General features: G+C 65.7%; 16 protein-coding genes. 11 read left to right on the top strand and 5 right to left on the bottom strand.

The annotated features are described in order from the left end of the window. Nucleotides 1-136 precede the first annotated feature (136 nt). On the top strand, nt 137-985 hold the full coding sequence (locus ACSC1P_RS02860; protein WP_435358620.1) for a CBS domain-containing protein: 849 nt from the start codon (nt 137-139) through the stop codon (nt 983-985). Nucleotides 986-994: 9 nt separating this feature from the next. On the opposite strand, the gene ACSC1P_RS02855 is transcribed toward ACSC1P_RS02860, so the two are convergent. After that, the gene (locus ACSC1P_RS02855; RefSeq protein ID WP_435358619.1) at nt 995-1,417 is read right to left on the bottom strand and encodes a universal stress protein; all 423 of its coding nucleotides are present in this window, start codon (nt 1,415-1,417) and stop codon (nt 995-997) included. An 82-nt stretch (nt 1,418-1,499) separates the two neighbouring features. Between ACSC1P_RS02855 and ACSC1P_RS02850 the strand changes: the two genes are divergently transcribed. Then, nucleotides 1,500-2,033, top strand: a complete 534-nt coding sequence (locus tag ACSC1P_RS02850; protein WP_435358618.1) for a VIT1/CCC1 transporter family protein — start codon at nt 1,500-1,502, stop codon at nt 2,031-2,033. Nucleotides 2,034-2,086: 53 nt separating this feature from the next. Here the strand turns inward: ACSC1P_RS02850 and ACSC1P_RS02845 are convergent, their stop codons facing one another. Beyond that, the gene (locus tag ACSC1P_RS02845; protein ID WP_435358617.1) at nt 2,087-2,365 is read right to left on the bottom strand and encodes a hypothetical protein; all 279 of its coding nucleotides are present in this window, start codon (nt 2,363-2,365) and stop codon (nt 2,087-2,089) included. Between the two features lie 49 nt (nt 2,366-2,414). Then, nucleotides 2,415-3,155, bottom strand: a complete 741-nt coding sequence (gene udk, locus ACSC1P_RS02840) for a uridine kinase (protein WP_435358616.1) — start codon at nt 3,153-3,155, stop codon at nt 2,415-2,417. Between the two features lie 213 nt (nt 3,156-3,368). Here udk and ACSC1P_RS02835 point away from each other — a divergent pair, with 213 nt between their 5' ends. Further along, nucleotides 3,369-4,892 (top strand): hypothetical protein, encoded by a 1,524-nt coding sequence (locus ACSC1P_RS02835; RefSeq protein WP_435358615.1) that lies wholly within the window; start codon nt 3,369-3,371, stop codon nt 4,890-4,892. Nucleotides 4,893-5,003: 111 nt separating this feature from the next. Next, a complete protein-coding gene (locus tag ACSC1P_RS02830; protein ID WP_435358614.1) occupies nt 5,004-5,660 on the top strand; it encodes a DUF6663 family protein in 657 nt (218 codons plus the stop codon). Between the two features lie 3 nt (nt 5,661-5,663). Here ACSC1P_RS02830 and ACSC1P_RS02825 read toward each other — a convergent pair whose 3' ends face one another. Continuing rightward, complete coding sequence (locus ACSC1P_RS02825; protein WP_435358613.1) at nt 5,664-6,917, bottom strand: outer membrane protein assembly factor BamB family protein; 1,254 nt, start codon at nt 6,915-6,917, stop codon at nt 5,664-5,666. A 106-nt stretch (nt 6,918-7,023) separates the two neighbouring features. Between ACSC1P_RS02825 and ACSC1P_RS02820 the strand changes: the two genes are divergently transcribed. The 7 genes from ACSC1P_RS02820 to ACSC1P_RS02790 all read left to right on the top strand — a co-directional run bounded on the left by ACSC1P_RS02820 (nt 7,024) and on the right by ACSC1P_RS02790 (nt 14,019). After that, the gene (locus tag ACSC1P_RS02820; RefSeq protein ID WP_435358612.1) at nt 7,024-8,373 is read left to right on the top strand and encodes a hypothetical protein; all 1,350 of its coding nucleotides are present in this window, start codon (nt 7,024-7,026) and stop codon (nt 8,371-8,373) included. Nucleotides 8,374-8,451: 78 nt separating this feature from the next. Next, the gene (locus ACSC1P_RS02815; protein WP_435358611.1) at nt 8,452-9,555 is read left to right on the top strand and encodes a DUF7350 domain-containing protein; all 1,104 of its coding nucleotides are present in this window, start codon (nt 8,452-8,454) and stop codon (nt 9,553-9,555) included. A 51-nt stretch (nt 9,556-9,606) separates the two neighbouring features. Next, nucleotides 9,607-10,587: a DUF7282 domain-containing protein gene (locus ACSC1P_RS02810; protein WP_435358610.1), complete on the top strand. Its 981-nt coding sequence runs from the start codon at nt 9,607-9,609 to the stop codon at nt 10,585-10,587. Nucleotides 10,588-10,704: 117 nt separating this feature from the next. Further along, nucleotides 10,705-11,217, top strand: coding sequence for a GNAT family N-acetyltransferase (locus tag ACSC1P_RS02805; protein ID WP_435358609.1), 513 nt, complete (start codon nt 10,705-10,707; stop codon nt 11,215-11,217). A 75-nt stretch (nt 11,218-11,292) separates the two neighbouring features. Next, nucleotides 11,293-12,141 carry a VOC family protein gene (locus tag ACSC1P_RS02800; protein WP_435358608.1) on the top strand — a complete coding sequence of 283 codons (849 nt, stop codon included), beginning with the start codon at nt 11,293-11,295 and terminating at the stop codon, nt 12,139-12,141. A gap of 69 nt (nt 12,142-12,210) precedes the next feature. Then, nucleotides 12,211-13,200 (top strand): LipP1 family hormone-sensitive lipase, encoded by a 990-nt coding sequence (gene lipP1, locus ACSC1P_RS02795; RefSeq protein ID WP_435358607.1) that lies wholly within the window; start codon nt 12,211-12,213, stop codon nt 13,198-13,200. Nucleotides 13,201-13,338: 138 nt separating this feature from the next. Next, a complete protein-coding gene (locus ACSC1P_RS02790; RefSeq protein WP_435358606.1) occupies nt 13,339-14,019 on the top strand; it encodes a carbonic anhydrase in 681 nt (226 codons plus the stop codon). A 14-nt stretch (nt 14,020-14,033) separates the two neighbouring features. On the opposite strand, the gene ACSC1P_RS02785 is transcribed toward ACSC1P_RS02790, so the two are convergent. Beyond that, entirely contained in the window at nt 14,034-14,756 is a 723-nt protein-coding gene (locus ACSC1P_RS02785; RefSeq protein ID WP_435358605.1) for a class I SAM-dependent methyltransferase, read from the bottom strand. Nucleotides 14,757-14,843: the final 87 nt, after the last annotated feature.

Below are 14,843 nucleotides of genomic sequence, written 5' to 3'. Positions count from 1 at the left end.
GATTACCGCCAGTGGGCGAGAATCGCTATCGTCACGTTCGGTGGAACGTTGGGCACTCAGACGAGGCGACCCCCCATTCCCCCCTTCGTTCTCACCCACGCCTAGAAATATCACACCTCCGACGGTACTTTCGACCATGCAGATCGAGACACTTGTCGAGGACGTGATGCACCAGACCGTCGAGACCGTCTCGGCGGCGGCGACGGCACGCACGGCGGCAGAGCGACTGCGCGACGCCGAGGTCGGGTCAATCGTCGTGACGCGGGAAGGGAGTCCGGCCGGCATCATCACCGACGGCGACATCGTGCGACTGGTCGCGAACGGGGCGAATCTGGACGAGGTCGAGGTGACGGCGTTCATGTCGTCGCCTGTACGGACCATCGCGGGGGACGCGTCGGTCGAGGATGCGGCGGATATCCTCAGAGAGCATGGTATCGACCAGGTAGTCGTCACAAAGGGGGAGAGCCTCGTCGGCGTCCTTTCGATTCGAGAGCTGTCCTACTACCTGCCGCAATTCCTGTTCGAATCGGTCATCGACACGGGTGAAGAGTGGGCAGGCGGGTACGAGGACCGGGACGACGCGGGCCTGAGCGTCGGCGACGTGGTTCGGTTCTCACAGTCGATTTCGGACGAAGAGGTGCGCCGGTTCGCGGAGATTAGCGGTGACGAGAACCCACTCCACCTCGACGACGCCTACGCGTCCCAGACGCGCTTCGGCGGGCGAATCGTCCACGGTGCGCTGGTGTCGAGCGCGGTGAGCGCAGCGCTCGCTCGGTTACCGGGGCTGGTCATCTTCCTCAGTCAGAACCTGACGTTTCGGGCACCGGTCCACATCGGCGACCGGGTGACCGCAGCGTGTGAGGTAATCGAGAATATCGGCCGGGGGCGCTACCGGCTCAAAGTCGAAGTCACCGACCCGGAAGACGAACAGGTCATCACGGGTGAGGCGACCGTCCTCGTCGAAGCGGCACCGGCGACCGAGTAGCCCGTCACCTCAGCGGACCACCGTCACTGGGACAGACGACCGGTGGACGACTGTCTCGGCCGTACTCCCGAGGAATACCTGGGAGAGTCGGTCGCGGCCGTGGCTGCCCATGACGATGGCGTCCACATCGTGGGTGTCGGCGTACGCGAGTATCTCACGGGCGGGGTTCCCCGTCTCGATGACCGTCGTGACAGACACGTCTCGGTCGGCCGCGAGCGCGGCCCCGGATTCGCAGATTTCGGTCCCGCGGTCGCGCGCGGCCGCAACGAACGACCGCCCTTTCGCCAGCCCTTCGGTCTCGGCCACGTAGATGGCCTCTACCGGGTCGACGACGTACAGGAGTGTGAAGGTCGCGCGAGGGTGCGTATCGAGTGCGTAGGTCAGTGATTTCTCCGCGAGCGGTGAGCCGTCTAGTGGCACGAGGACGTTCATACCACTGCTAGTCGTGCCGTGGGGATAGCATCGTCCGTGCGCGTAGCGAGGTTCAACTGTCGGCGCGACGAATAGAGACGTGATGTTACGGGCACTGCTCGGCGACGACGTGACCGACTCCGGTCGATACATCGCCGAAATCATCTACGGGGCGAACGACGGTATCGTCACGACGTTCGCGGTCGTTTCGGGGGTTGCGGGTGCGGCACTCGACCCTGGAATCGTTCTCGTACTCGGCGCGGCGAACCTCTTCGCCGACGGCTTCTCGATGGGGATGAGCAACTACCTGAGTCGTCGCTCAGAGATAGACTATCAGGCAGCAGCGGGCGACGAGGCAGTCGACGACGGAAAGACCCCGGGCAAAACGGCGTTGGCGACGTTCCTCGCGTTCGTGGCTGCGGGTTGGATGCCTCTCGCACCGTACATCGTCGGCGTGGAGCCACTGTTCGAACTGTCCGTCGTCGTCACGGGTATCGCATTCTTCGTCGTGGGGGCGAGTCGCAGTCTCGTCACCGAACGAGCGTGGCACCGTAACGGCGGCGAGATGCTCGTCGTCGGGATGCTCGCGGCGAGTGTGGCGTACGTCGTCGGCGACCTCCTCGCTGGTCTCGCCTGACGAGCCGCCGGCTGGGAGCCCGACGTGTGAGAGAAGTGTGTTCGAGTGCCGATTCAGCCTTCGAGGAGGTAGCGAACGCCGCTGATAGCGAGGACGACGACCGCGGTGATCGCCGTGAGGACGATCGTCGCGAACACCATCCCGAAGATGGCCTCACTGAATCCGCCGCGGACCGCGGGGACGAAGTCGTTCGCAATGTCGATGAGGATGAGGAGGGCGAAGAGACCAGCTTCGACCAGCAAGAAGGGCTTTATCCACGCGTTCCGCTTGAGGAACCCGTCGTCGACACCCTCGATACGGCCGTCACCGGCTCGTTCCGTTCCAGTACTCATGTGAACGAATCACGCCCGCACGCAGATAAAAATTGCCTGTTCTCCTCGCTCACTGGGGAGAGGGCGAATCGGGCTGTTCGGCGGTGGATTCGGAGGGTACGACTCTCGTTCGTCCGTCTCGGACCTCACGCTCCCACGACGAGCCCTCCTCGATACTCTCAGATTGGTGTGGGTCGTCCGACGTTTCGGCTTCGACCTTCTCGGTGAGGAGGTCGACCGCCATCTGGTTGGCACCTTCGGGGATGATGACGTCTGCGTCTTTCTTGCTCGGCGCGACGAACTGTTCGTGCATCGGTTTGACCGTCGAGAGGTACTGGTCGATGACGCCGGGGAGTTCGCGCCCGCGCTCGATGACGTCGCGGCGGATGCGTCGCAGGATACGCACGTCGGCGTCGGTCTCGACGTACACGCGCAGGTCGCACATGTCGACGACGGCGGGGTCGAACAGCGCGAAGATGCCTTCGACGACGATGACGTCCGAGGGTTCGACCGTCACCGTCTCTTCCTTGCGGTTGTGGATGGTGAAGTCGTACTGGGGCATCTCGATAGGCTGGCCCATCAACAGCGAGTCGAGCTGGTCGACGAGCAAGTCCCACTCGAACGCGTCGGGGTGGTCGTAGTTGACCTGCTCTCGTTCGGCCATTTCGAGGTCCGAGTTGTCCTCGTAGTAGTTGTCGAGCGGGATTCGTGTGACCGCTTCGCCCACCGTGTCGGCGACCTCGCGGGCGACGGTCGTCTTCCCGGCCCCGGTTCCGCCCGCGATGCCGATGACGAACGTGGGTATGGTCATTCGTCCGTACAACGGACGGTTCGGATTTGAAAGGCTCGGTCTGGCTCGGTGACGAGTCCGTGACAATCCATCTGGCTGAGATGTCCATCGACGATTGGGCTGCGAGGTCGGCCGAGCGCGTGTGCCATATCACCGATGCTGACATAGTTGTAGACGACCTCCGGGTGTGACTGACGGTGGGCGGCCACGCAACCCGGAGCACAGAGGACGAAAATGCGAGAGACAACAGTGACACGGAGACAGCTACTCGGAATCGTCGCCGGTGGGTCGGCCGTCGGAATCGGCGGCCAGCCGGTCGGTGCGCGGCCAGTCGCCGACGACCGTGAGACGTTCGAAGGGAATCGAATCGGAGGGCAAGCGGGAACAGCGCCTGCGGATGACACAGCCTCGGACGAGTCGCTCGACCTTCGCGTGGCGTGGGCGGAGACGATAAACGGATTTCCGGTGGAGGCGTTCCCGCCGGGCGACGAATCGGGGGCACAAGCCGTGCTCTGGTCTCGGTCGCAACTCCGAAGCCAGCATCCCGAACTGGACGACGAGGCCATCGAGGAGCGATTCGACGCACAGTTCACCGACGTTTCGGCGGTGTTCGGCGAGCGCGCGCGTGAGCCATTGCTCGACCTCTCGGCCGCTCAGCCCGGTGATTCCGGGTCGCTGACGGTGTATCTGAATCTGGTCGACGGCGATGGCATCGTCGGTGTCTCCGGGGACCTCGTCGAGGGTGGACCCGCACCGACACCACGACCGACTACCGGGAGAGAAGCCGCACCCTCGTCAGGTGAGTCGACGACTCCGACAACGGCCGACGGTCGCAGCGTGGCGACTGCCGAGGGGGACACGTCGTCGGGTGACGTAACTACGTCGACAGATTTGGACGCACCGACTACCGGTACCGGTTCGCCCGACCCGGCTGCCGACCCTATCGGACTCGCAGACGCAGTCGAGTTCGCCGTCGTTCAGGTCGTCCGCGACGAGCGGGGCTTCTTTCAGGACGTTCCCCTCGTCGACGGGACGCTTCGGTCTGTCCTGGCAGAACTCGCGCTCGCCCCGGCCACACTCGACGGCGACGCCTCGACGGACCTCGTCGACTGTGCGACGACCGAGGACATCCTCGTCGTTCGCTTCGACTGGGCGCTTCCAGAAGCGTTCGCGGCCCGACTCGACCAGTCGTCAGTGAAATTCGACCTCGGCTTCCTGGCCGTCCCGTGCGGTGACGACCCCGGCGCGAGCCTCGAAGTGACGAGTCGTGCGTGGACGCAGAACGACGGGAACAGTCTCGTCTACGTGGTTCGCGTCGACAACACCGGTCCCGGCGAGGCGACCGGCGTCGTCGTCGAACCGACCCCGTGGGCGCACCTCGTGACAGGGACAGCCGGGGACGCAGCCGAACGAGGAGCGTTCGCCGCCTGTGCTCGCGACGAGAGCGGCGCTCTGAACGTCCGTGGAATGCGGGTCCGCCGCGGACCGGTCGACGACGTGCTGAAGAAGATAACGCACTGGCACGCCGGGGCGGGCCGGACGTACGGCGAGCTGTACGACCCGAAGACTGGTGTCTGGGAGATCCCTGCCATCGGGTCGGGACAGTCCTACGACCTGTTGCTCAACGTCGACACCGCGTCCTGTGCGACCGACGAGACACTGACCAGTGAGGTCGTCGTCCGAACACAGCCGTGGTGGAACGACCGTAACGCACAGCGGTCGGCCCGGTCGACGACCGTCGAGGTCAGCCTCGACTGACCGGTCGACGCCGTAGGTTCGAACGCGGCCAGTGGACTCGGCGGAGCGTATCGGGTATCGGGCCCGACGGAGAGCGCGAGCGTTAACTGCCGTGGCCAGTAACGGATAGCCGTGACTACGACCACGAGCGGCCGGTTCCGGGTACTCGCTGGGACGCGCAACACCGACGCGTGGACGTTCATCGCGCTCCCCGCCGAAGGACCGGACGACCCACACCTCGACGGGGCCGAGCAGTACGAGCCAATCGACGTGGCCCACACTGGCCACGGCGACCACGACGAGACCGTTGGGGACCTCCGGCCGGGCTACGTGGTCGAGGCGACGCTGTCGTGGGTCGACGCCGACCCGACCGTCGAATCGATATCGGTCGAACGTCGGAGCCTCTACGCCTTCGCCGACGACGTGACGAACCTGTTCGAAGCGGCCACAGACGCGTGGGAAAACGCTCGCGCACAGGGTGAGGGGATGAACTCGCAGGTGACGAAAGACACCGACGGGGCAGTCAACGGCGTCCTCTACGTGTTCGGTGAGTCTTCGGGTGCGAGCGACCTGTACGACGAGTTCCGCACTGGGCAGCGGCCCATCGAACCACTCGTCGCACGAGTGAACGACCGTGAGGGACGAGCCCCCCGCGAAGTGTTCGTCCTCCGACCCGCGGGTCACGAGTTCGTCGTCGTCTACATCACGTTCGACAAGGGTGGCCTGCTTCCGGACACCATGCGCGACACGTACGACCTGCCGCGGCCGGACGAACCACTCTTCGAGTAGTACTCAGTTTTCGCTTCCTTCGTAGTCGAACCGCTGGATGCGACCGTCGGCGTAGATGACGAACAGTTCCTTCGCCGAGTCGTCGTCCACGTCGTGGAGGACGGGATGGGCGAGGATGTCCACGTCACGCTCGTGACTCGCCAGCACTTCACCTGTTTCCGGGTTGTAGACTGCCACGGTGCCGTCGTTGGCTGCGACGACGAGTTCGTCCTCGCGGTCGCCGTCCACGTCACCGAGCACTGGCGGCGGCATCATCTGGACCTTCTCGGTCGTCACCGTCGTCTTCCACCGAACCTCACCCGTGTTGCCGTCGAGCGCGACGAGCGACCCGTCGGCAGCCGTAGCGAACACGGTCGGGTCACCGTCGACTGCGCCGATGGCGTGGACCGCCGAGAGCAGGGCCGTCTCGTATCGCCACTCCTGCGCACCCGTCGCGCCGTCCCAGGCGACGACCGAACCGGACTGTGACCCGCCGACGAGTTCGATCGCGGGGTCGTCGTCGAGTTGGCCCGACGTGAGCCACGTCATGGACTCACCGGTGTCTCGCTCCCACTCCGTGTCGCCCGTTCTGTCGTACGCGGCGAGCAAGCCGTCACGGCCCGCGACTGCGGCCTCGGTCTCGCCGTCGCTGTCCAGGTCGCCGACCGCCGGTGTCGCCCAGACGTACGTCGAGCGGTTCACCGACCACGCGACCGAGCCGTTCGGGCGAATCGCCTGCACGAAGCCGTTCACGTCGGCGACGAGCATCTCGTCGGTCGCCGTGTCGTTCTCGCCGGGTGCGTCGACCGCCACGTCGGCCACGATTGGCGTCGTGTAGCCGTAGTCGGTCAGCGGGAAGCGACGTTCGACTGCACCGTCCATCGGGCCGAACGCGATGACCTCGCGCTCGGTCGAGGCTGCCAGCACCTCGCGCGTCCCGTCCGTGTCGTAGTCGACTACGGTCGGGTCAGCGACGGAGTGGAGCGTGCAGCTCGCTTGCGGAACCCGATAATTCCACTCCCGCTCCCCCGTGTCCCCAGAGAGCGCGACGACCTCACACTGGTCGGCGACGCGGGACGAACTGATGGGTGCGTACACCATCGGTTTCCCGTCGACCACGGCGACGGCCGGTTCGTGGTGGTTCCCACCCGCGTCGACCGCGGTGTCACTGGTCCACGTCACCGAGAGTGTGTCGCCTGCATCGTCGAGTCCGACGTAGACGACGCCGAGGAGGGCACCGCAGACGAGGAGGACGGAGAGGACGGTTCGAAGACGCATCTCGGCCCGAGGTTGGCGATTCCGGTAGAAAAGCGTGCCCGTCCAGCGTGGGGATTCGACTGGAAAACCAACGCCGCTTTTTGCGCGGCCCGACCAATCCCGAGTAATGGCGCGACTTCGACGCCTGGCACTGGCGGCCGTGCTCACGCTCTCGCTGCTCGCTGGTCCGGTGAGCGCCCACGGTGTGACGACGTTCGCGCCGCCGATTCCGACCGACCTGCTGCTCGTCGGCGCGGCCGGAACCGTCGCGCTGACCGCCGGCGTTCTCACCCGACTCGAGACGACACCGACACCGACCCGGTCCACCCTCGTCGCCGTCTCGGCAGAAACCGCGACGGCGGGCCGGTGGGTCGCGCGACTCACTTTCCTGACGGGGTTCCTCGTGGCGATTTACGCGGGGTTGACCGGACCACAGCAACCGGTCCAGTTCGCGACCGTTTTCGTCTGGCCAGTGTGGTTCAAGGGCGTCCTCGTGGTGTCCGCGCTCGTCGGCAGCCCGTGGCGCACGCTGTCGCCGTGGGAGACGCTGTACGACCTGCTCGCGCTCCTCGAAGGCGACGACCCGGCGGTTCGCTCCTACCCCGACGGCCTCGGGACGTGGCCGGCAGCGGTCGGTTTCCTGTTGCTCGTCGGCATCGTGGAGAACCTGACCGTCGTCCCGACGCGCCCGCGACTCACCGCCGTCCTCGTCGCAGCGTACGCAGTCTGTATGCTGGCCGGGGCGGTCGTCTTCGGTCGGGAGTGGTTCGCACAGGCCGACCCGCTCGGCGCGTTCTACGACCTCGTCGGGCGAGTCGCCCCACTCCGTGTGCAGGAACGAGACGACGGCTCGCTCGCGCTCGTCCGGGCCTCGCCCTGGCACGCCTGTAGTCGCCCGCTTCCCGACGAGGGCGCGGCTGCACTCGCGGTCGCCGCGGTCTACACCGTCAGTTTCGACGGCCTCGTCGAGACGGCGGTCTTCCAGTCGCTCCTGTTCGACGTGCGAGACGCCGGTGTCGGCGCGTACGCCGGTATCGCGTTGTACGTCGCGGGGTTCGTCGCCTTCCTCGTGACGTTCTGGCTGGTCGTCGGTCTCGCCGCCCGCCTCGGTGGTGACGCACCGACCCGGGCGAGTCTCGGCTTCGGGGCGACCTTGCTCCCTATCGCGGTCGGCTACGACGTTGCGCACAACTACCCGTACGTCGTCCGAAACCTGTTCGAACTCGCGGAGTTGTCGCTCGGGCAGGCACTCGTCGCCGACCCACTGGCCGCCCTGTCGCCGGAAATGTACTGGACGAGCGAAGTCGGTCTCGTCGTCCTCGGCCACGTCGCCGCGGTGCTGGCCGCCCACGCCGTCGCGACGCGACTGTTCGGTCGTGGGCGTCCGGCCGCCCGTGGCCACGCGCCGCTCGTGGTGCTGATGGTCGGCTACACGGTGCTGTCGCTGTGGGTTCTCTCTCGGCCTGTCGGGGGCTGATGGCGACTGACGGCGGGTCTGGTGCGTTTCGACGGTCGAACCACAATCCTTTTTTACGGAATATTGGTACTCGAAGGCATGCGACGCCGCCAGTTCCTCCACGCGCTCCCCACAACGGCCGGTTTGGTCGCTGTGGCTGGCTGTCTCGGCGACGACAGTGACGACGGCTCGTCGACCACAGCACCACCGACCGATAGCCCATCCTCGACCGACAACGGAACGAATACCACGTCCGGCGACGGTCCCGCCGGTGTGTACGTCCAGTCCTTCCAAGAAGGCATGGCCATGTTCAGCCCGGTGACGAAGGGCGATTACACGTTCGCGCTCATGCTCGCCGTCCCGCACACGTTCTGGACCGTCACCGGCACCGACCGGACGAAACAGGAGAAATCCGACGAACAGACCGCACACGTCATGGCGCAGGTGTGGCACGAGCCGACGAAGCAAGTACTCGCCGACACGGACATGTCCATCGAGATTCTGAAAGACGGCGACCTCGTCAGCGAGGAGGTCATCTATCCGATGCTCTCCCAGCGGATGGGTTTCCACTACGGCGGGAACTTCACGCTCTCGGGCGACGGCGACTACATCGCGAAACTCTCCGTCGGGAAACTCGGCATCGGCCGACTCGGGAACTACGCGGACCTGTTCGGTTCGCCCGCGACCGCCGAAGTGGAGTTCGCCCTGAACGACCAGACGCGCTCGAAGATTACGACGAAGGACCTGCCGTCGGCCGGCGACAAAGGAGCCATCAAACCGATGGAATCGATGATGATGCCCGTCGGCATCGCGGCCGAAGCCAAGGCGCTACCGGGGACGACCGTCGGCACGAAGCGCGTCGACGACGCCGACCTCGTGACGAAGTACGTGAACGGCGGCCGCTTCGCCGCCTCGGGCAAGTCGTACCTGTACGTCTCGGCGCGGACGCCGTACAACGACCTCGTCCTGCCGATGATGGGCCTCGACGCGACCGTGACTCGCGGCGGCGAGACCGTCTTCGAGGGCCAGTTGTCGAGAGCCATCGACCACGAGGCTGGCTACCACTACGGCGTGGAGACCGACGCGCTCCAGTCCGGTGACGAGGTGACGCTCTCGGTCGTGACACCGCCGCAGGTGGCCAGACACGAGGGGTACGAGACCGCCTTCTTGCAGATGGACGGCGGTGCGACGCTCACGCTGTGAGTGCCGGTCGTAGGCGATAGACCTTTTTTCGTTCACTTCGCAGGTGGAGGCATGCGAGGTCCCCTCTCTCTCGCGCTCGCCGTGTGCGTGGTCGCCGCCTCCCTCGCGGTCCCGGTCGCCGCCCACGGCAACCACTTGAGCGCCGACGCACAGCTCTCCAGCGACGGCACGCTCGTCGTCGAATCACTGTTCACCATGAACGGTGGTCACATCGTCGTCCACCAGAAGACCGGCAGCGGTGTCGGCCAACCGCTCGGGTCGGCACAGGTCTCGCAGGGCTTTCACCGGAACGTACAGGTCGCCATCGACGACCGGTTCTGGCAGGCCCACTCGGGTAACCAGACGTACTGGGTCGTGCTCCACCGCGACGACGGTGACGGGAAGTTCGAACCCGGGACGGACACTCCCATTCAGGGTCTCACCGGCGGCTACGCTGGCCAGACCATCGAGGTCGGGAAGTCCGACGACGGCGCGGTTCGAGTCGCGACCTCCGGCTTCAACGACCAGGATGTCGACAGCAGCGCTGTCACGGTCCGACAGGTCGCCACCGACCGCCCGAGCTACCTCGTCGTCAGAGCCGTCGGCGACGATGGGTCGGCGAGCACCGTCGTCGGCACGAAGACCGTCGACCCGGGCACGTACGACAACATGACCGTCTCGCTCTCGTCCTCGTTCTTCTCGGACATCGACACGGGCAACCGGACGACGCTCGAAGCCGGCCTCTACGAACGAAGCGGCGACGGCGAGTTCTCGACGCCGTCGGACGAGCCGGTACGCGTCGGCGACAGCACGGTCAGTTCCCGGTTCCGCATCGAGAAGGTAGAGAACGCCCAGGCGACGACGGAACCGCTCATCAACACGCCAGAACCGACGACCGGGACAGATTCGGGCGTGACGACCGGCAGTGCGTCCTCTTCGGTGCCGACCGACGGCGAGAACGATTCGACCGGGCCGTCACCGGGCTTCTCCGTCCTCGTCACGGTGGCAGCCGTCGTATCGCTCCTGCTCGTCGCCCGTCGACGACTGGACTGACCGGGCGTTCCCCGAACCGTCCTGGCCTGTCTCACCTTCCACCGGCCAGCGGCCGTCACTTGCAGCCACACCTGTGTGACCGAAATCACTACCCTGCGCCGTCGTGTCGACCCACGTATGCACGTTCGCACGGCGACCGCCGAGGACGCGTCTGCCATCCGGCGCGTCCACCGTGACGCCATCCTCGAACTCGGTCCAGAAGCGTACTCGGACCGGCAGGTCGAAGCGTGGGCCGGCGGTGTCGACGACGCCGAGGACGCTGACTACGCGGCGGTCATCACCGACGACTCGATGGCGTACATCGTCGCCGAAATCGACGACGAAGTGGTCGCGTTCGGGTCGCTCTGCGTCGATGCACCCGAGGACTACGGGGCCAGCGTCGACGGCGAAGTGACCGGTGTGTACGTTCACTCGTCGGTCGCACGCAGTGGGGTCGGCACGGCAGTCATCACCGAACTGGAGCGACGAGCGCAGGACCACGGCCTCGGCGCGGTCGGACTCGAAGCGTCGCTAAACGCGGTTCCGTTCTACGAGGCACACGGCTACGAGCGAGTCCGCGAACTGCGCCACGAGTTCTCCGCACCGAGCGGCGTCGAGGGAACGGTCGTCGAGATGCGGAAGGTGTTGTGAGGTGACGCTGGGGTGTCGGCTGGTCCACCGCCCGGCCGACGTGACAGCTATGCGTCGGGCGCACCTCTTCGTGGCATGACCGATTCGACGCTCCCGGCGAGTACCCGACTCGGCCGGGTCGCACTCCGCGTGGAGGACCTCGACGCGATGGTCGCGTTCTACCGAGACGTAGTGGGTCTCGCTGTACTGGACCGGGACACAGCGCACGCGACGCTCGGTGCCGGCGAGGAGCCACTGCTCGAACTGCTCGGTGACACAGATGTGCAACCACGGGAACGGACCGAGGCTGGGCTGTACCACAGTGCATTTCGCGTTCCTTCGCGGGCCGCACTGGGCGACGCACTCCGACGGATTCGCGATGGATGGAGACTCGACGGGGCGTCGGACCACCTCGTCAGCGAGGCGCTCTACTGCACCGACCCAGAAGGGAACGGGGTCGAGGTGTACTGCGACCGGCCACGTGAGGCGTGGCCGCGACACGACGACGGGTCGATACAGATGGCGACCGACGGACTCGACCTGGACGCACTGCTCGCTGAGGCCGGTGGCGGTTCGCAGGCTCCGCCAGCGACTGACCTCGGCCACGTCCACCTCGAAGTGCAGTCGCTCGAAGCGGCCCAGTCGTTCTTCGTCGACGAACTCGGGTTCGCGGTCACGGTCGACACCTACCCGTCGGCGCTGTTCGTCTCGGCTGGAGGCTACCACCATCACGTCGGGCTGAACACGTGGCAGGGACGGTCATCGCCGGTTCGCGAATCGAGTCGGGGGCTGGCGTGGTTCGAAGTCGTTGTTCCGGACACGACGACACTACGCGAGATACGTGACCGCCTCTCAGGTGGCGAACATCTCGTCGGTGAACGTGACGATGGGTTCGAGGTCACAGGGGCGGCCGGCATCCACGTCCGAGTTCGCGCCGTCGAATAATCGTCCGGTGACCGGACTGCGCCATCAAGGACGCGAGTTATGGACTGACGAATGCTAGCGTGAATCACGATGTCCGACACTGCCAGCGCCGACCGTCGTGCTCGAGAGATAGACGCTGACGCACGCGCACTGCTCGACGAACTCGCAGCGGCGGGTGCGCCAGACATCACACACCTTTCAGCCGAACAGACCCGAACAGTCCTCGGGGACCTGTTCACGCCACCTGACGAGCCTGAACCGGTCGCTTCGGTATCGGAACGGAAGATTCGGGCCGACGCCCGCGACGTTCGCGTCCGAATCTACGACCCCGCGCCGGACGAGCGAAACCCTGCGGTGGTCTACTTCCACGGCGGCGGATGGGTCGCTGGCAATCTGGACACGCACGATTCGGTCGCCCGGTCGATAGCGAATGCGTCGAACTGTGTCGTCGTCTCGGTCGATTACCGGAAAGCACCGGAACACCCGTTCCCGGCCGCCGTCGAGGACGCGTATCTCGCGACGAAGTGGGTCGCAAACGACGCGACCGAAATCGGTGCTGGTGACGGACTGGCGGTCGTCGGTGAGAGCGCGGGCGGCAACCTCGCTGCTGTAGTCTGTCAACTGGCTGGAGAGAACGAGGTGGGTGCGCCCGCGATCGACCGGCAGGTGCTCCTGTATCCGGTGACCGACCACTCGTTCGACACGCCGTCGTACGAGGAGAACGCGGACGGGTTCTTCCTCACGACGCGAGCGATGGTCTGGTTCTGGAACCACTACCTTCGCGACGACATCGACGGGCTGAACCCGCTCGCGTCACCGTTGCGCGCGCCAGAGCGAGTCCTCGCTTCGGTTCCTCCAGCGACGGTGGTCACGTGCGGCTACGACCCACTCCGTGACGAAGGGTTCGCCTACGCGGAAGCCCTCGACGACGCCGGTGTCGCCGTCGACCACCACAACTTCGACGACATGATACACGATTTCGCGAACATGCGGACACTCGCGGCCCCGTTCCCGGGCATCGAGGCTGCAGACGACGTGCTGCACCTCGTCGGAGAGGCGCTTCGTGAGACGTTCGAGTGACCCAGTCTCGTTCACTCTGCATCCCGCTGTGACAGGGTAGTCGCCCGGAAAATGGGTCATTGGGCACACGCTGCGTGAAGCAGCCGTCGAGGGAGGGAAACCAAAAAATAGTGTTCCGGACGATGCTCTGTGTAAGGCATGGACCAGACGCTCCTCGACCTGCTGGAACGGAACGCAGCCCACGCGGACGAGTTCCAGTCCCGCTTCGACGACGTACAGGACGCACAGCACCCCGATGTCGTGACCGTCTGTTGTTCGGACTCTCGGGTGCTGCAAGACCACATCTGGGGCAACGACGAGCCCGGACAGATTTTCACCTGCGGCAACATCGGCAACCGCGTCGTCCAGCAGACGGCGGCGGGCGAAGTCGTCTCGGGCGACGTGCTGTACCCGGTCGCCCACACAGGAACGGAGACCGTCGTCGTCGTCGGCCACACCGGCTGTGGCGCGGTGACCGCGACCTTCGACTCACTGACCGGCGGCATCGACGAACCTGCCGGTATCGAACACTGTGTCGGCCTGCTCGAAAATCACCTCGCGGCCGGCGTCGACGCGCTGCCCGACGACCTGTCCCGAACCGAGGCCATCAATCGGCTCGTCGAGTACAACGTCGACAGGCAGGTCGAATTCCTCGAAGCGAGTGACCAGATACCCGAGTCGGTCACGGTCGCTGGCGTCGTCTACGACTTCCAGGACGTGTACTCGGAGCGCCGTGGCGAAGTCCACGTCATCAACGTCGACGGCGAGACCGACACCGACAGCCTCCGCGAGTCCTACCCCGAGATGGAAGCCAGAATCGACCGGCTCTGGGAGTACTGACCACGAAAAACGAGTCAATCCAGCTTGCGGAACCGGAACCCGATGAAGTTCGGGTTGGTCGCTTCGTACTCGTATCGGTCCGGAGCGACCTCGCGATATGCTTCGGTCGGGGTCGGCTCCAGTAGCTCGTCGAGGACGAAGCCAGCGTCGAGCGCCGGCTGGACCATCGCGCCGAGCGGTCGCCGGAACGCTGGCACCTCCACCGGCGTCCCGAACGACCCCCACGTCGCCGTCACGAACTCCGTCTCGTGGTAGTTCGAAGCGTCGTCATACTCTACGAAGTCTGCGTGTGGATGCTGGACCGTGAACACGAGCCAGCCACCGGGCGCGAGGACACGTCGGAGGTCCCGAAAGAGTGGCCCCCAGTCCTCGACGTAGTGGAACGCCAGTGAACTCGCGACGCCGTCGAACGCGTCGGCCGGAAACGGGAGTTCCGTCCCGAGGTCGCCCCGCACGAAGTCGGCCGCCGGTGCGCGGTCGCTCGCGTAGCCGAGCATCTCGGCACTCGCGTCGAGGCCGACGACCGCTGCTCCGCCGTCGCAGAGTTCGACAGTGAGGTGGCCCGCGCCACAGCCCGCGTCGAGGACGCGCTGGCCATCGTGGTCGGGCAGCAATGCCAGCATCGCTGGCCGTTCGAGGTAGGCGTTCGACGGCTTCGTGTCGCCGAGTCGGTCGTACCCTGCGGCGAGTTCGTCGTAGGCCGACTCGGCGATGGGCCGGTCTCGGGAGTCCGTCATCCTCGTGTCGGACGGCGATATGAAGTAAAACCGTTCGCATCGATGGGCACTGGCGACGTTTCTCCCGACGGGAAACGATATACCGCG

Origin of the sequence: Haloarchaeobius caseinilyticus, from assembly GCF_051207395.1 — an archaeon.
In the GTDB taxonomy this organism is placed as follows: Archaea; Halobacteriota; Halobacteria; order Halobacteriales; family Natrialbaceae; genus Haloarchaeobius.
Note: the sequence above shows the minus strand (reverse complement) of the source record. Positions and strands in the feature narration are given on the sequence as shown.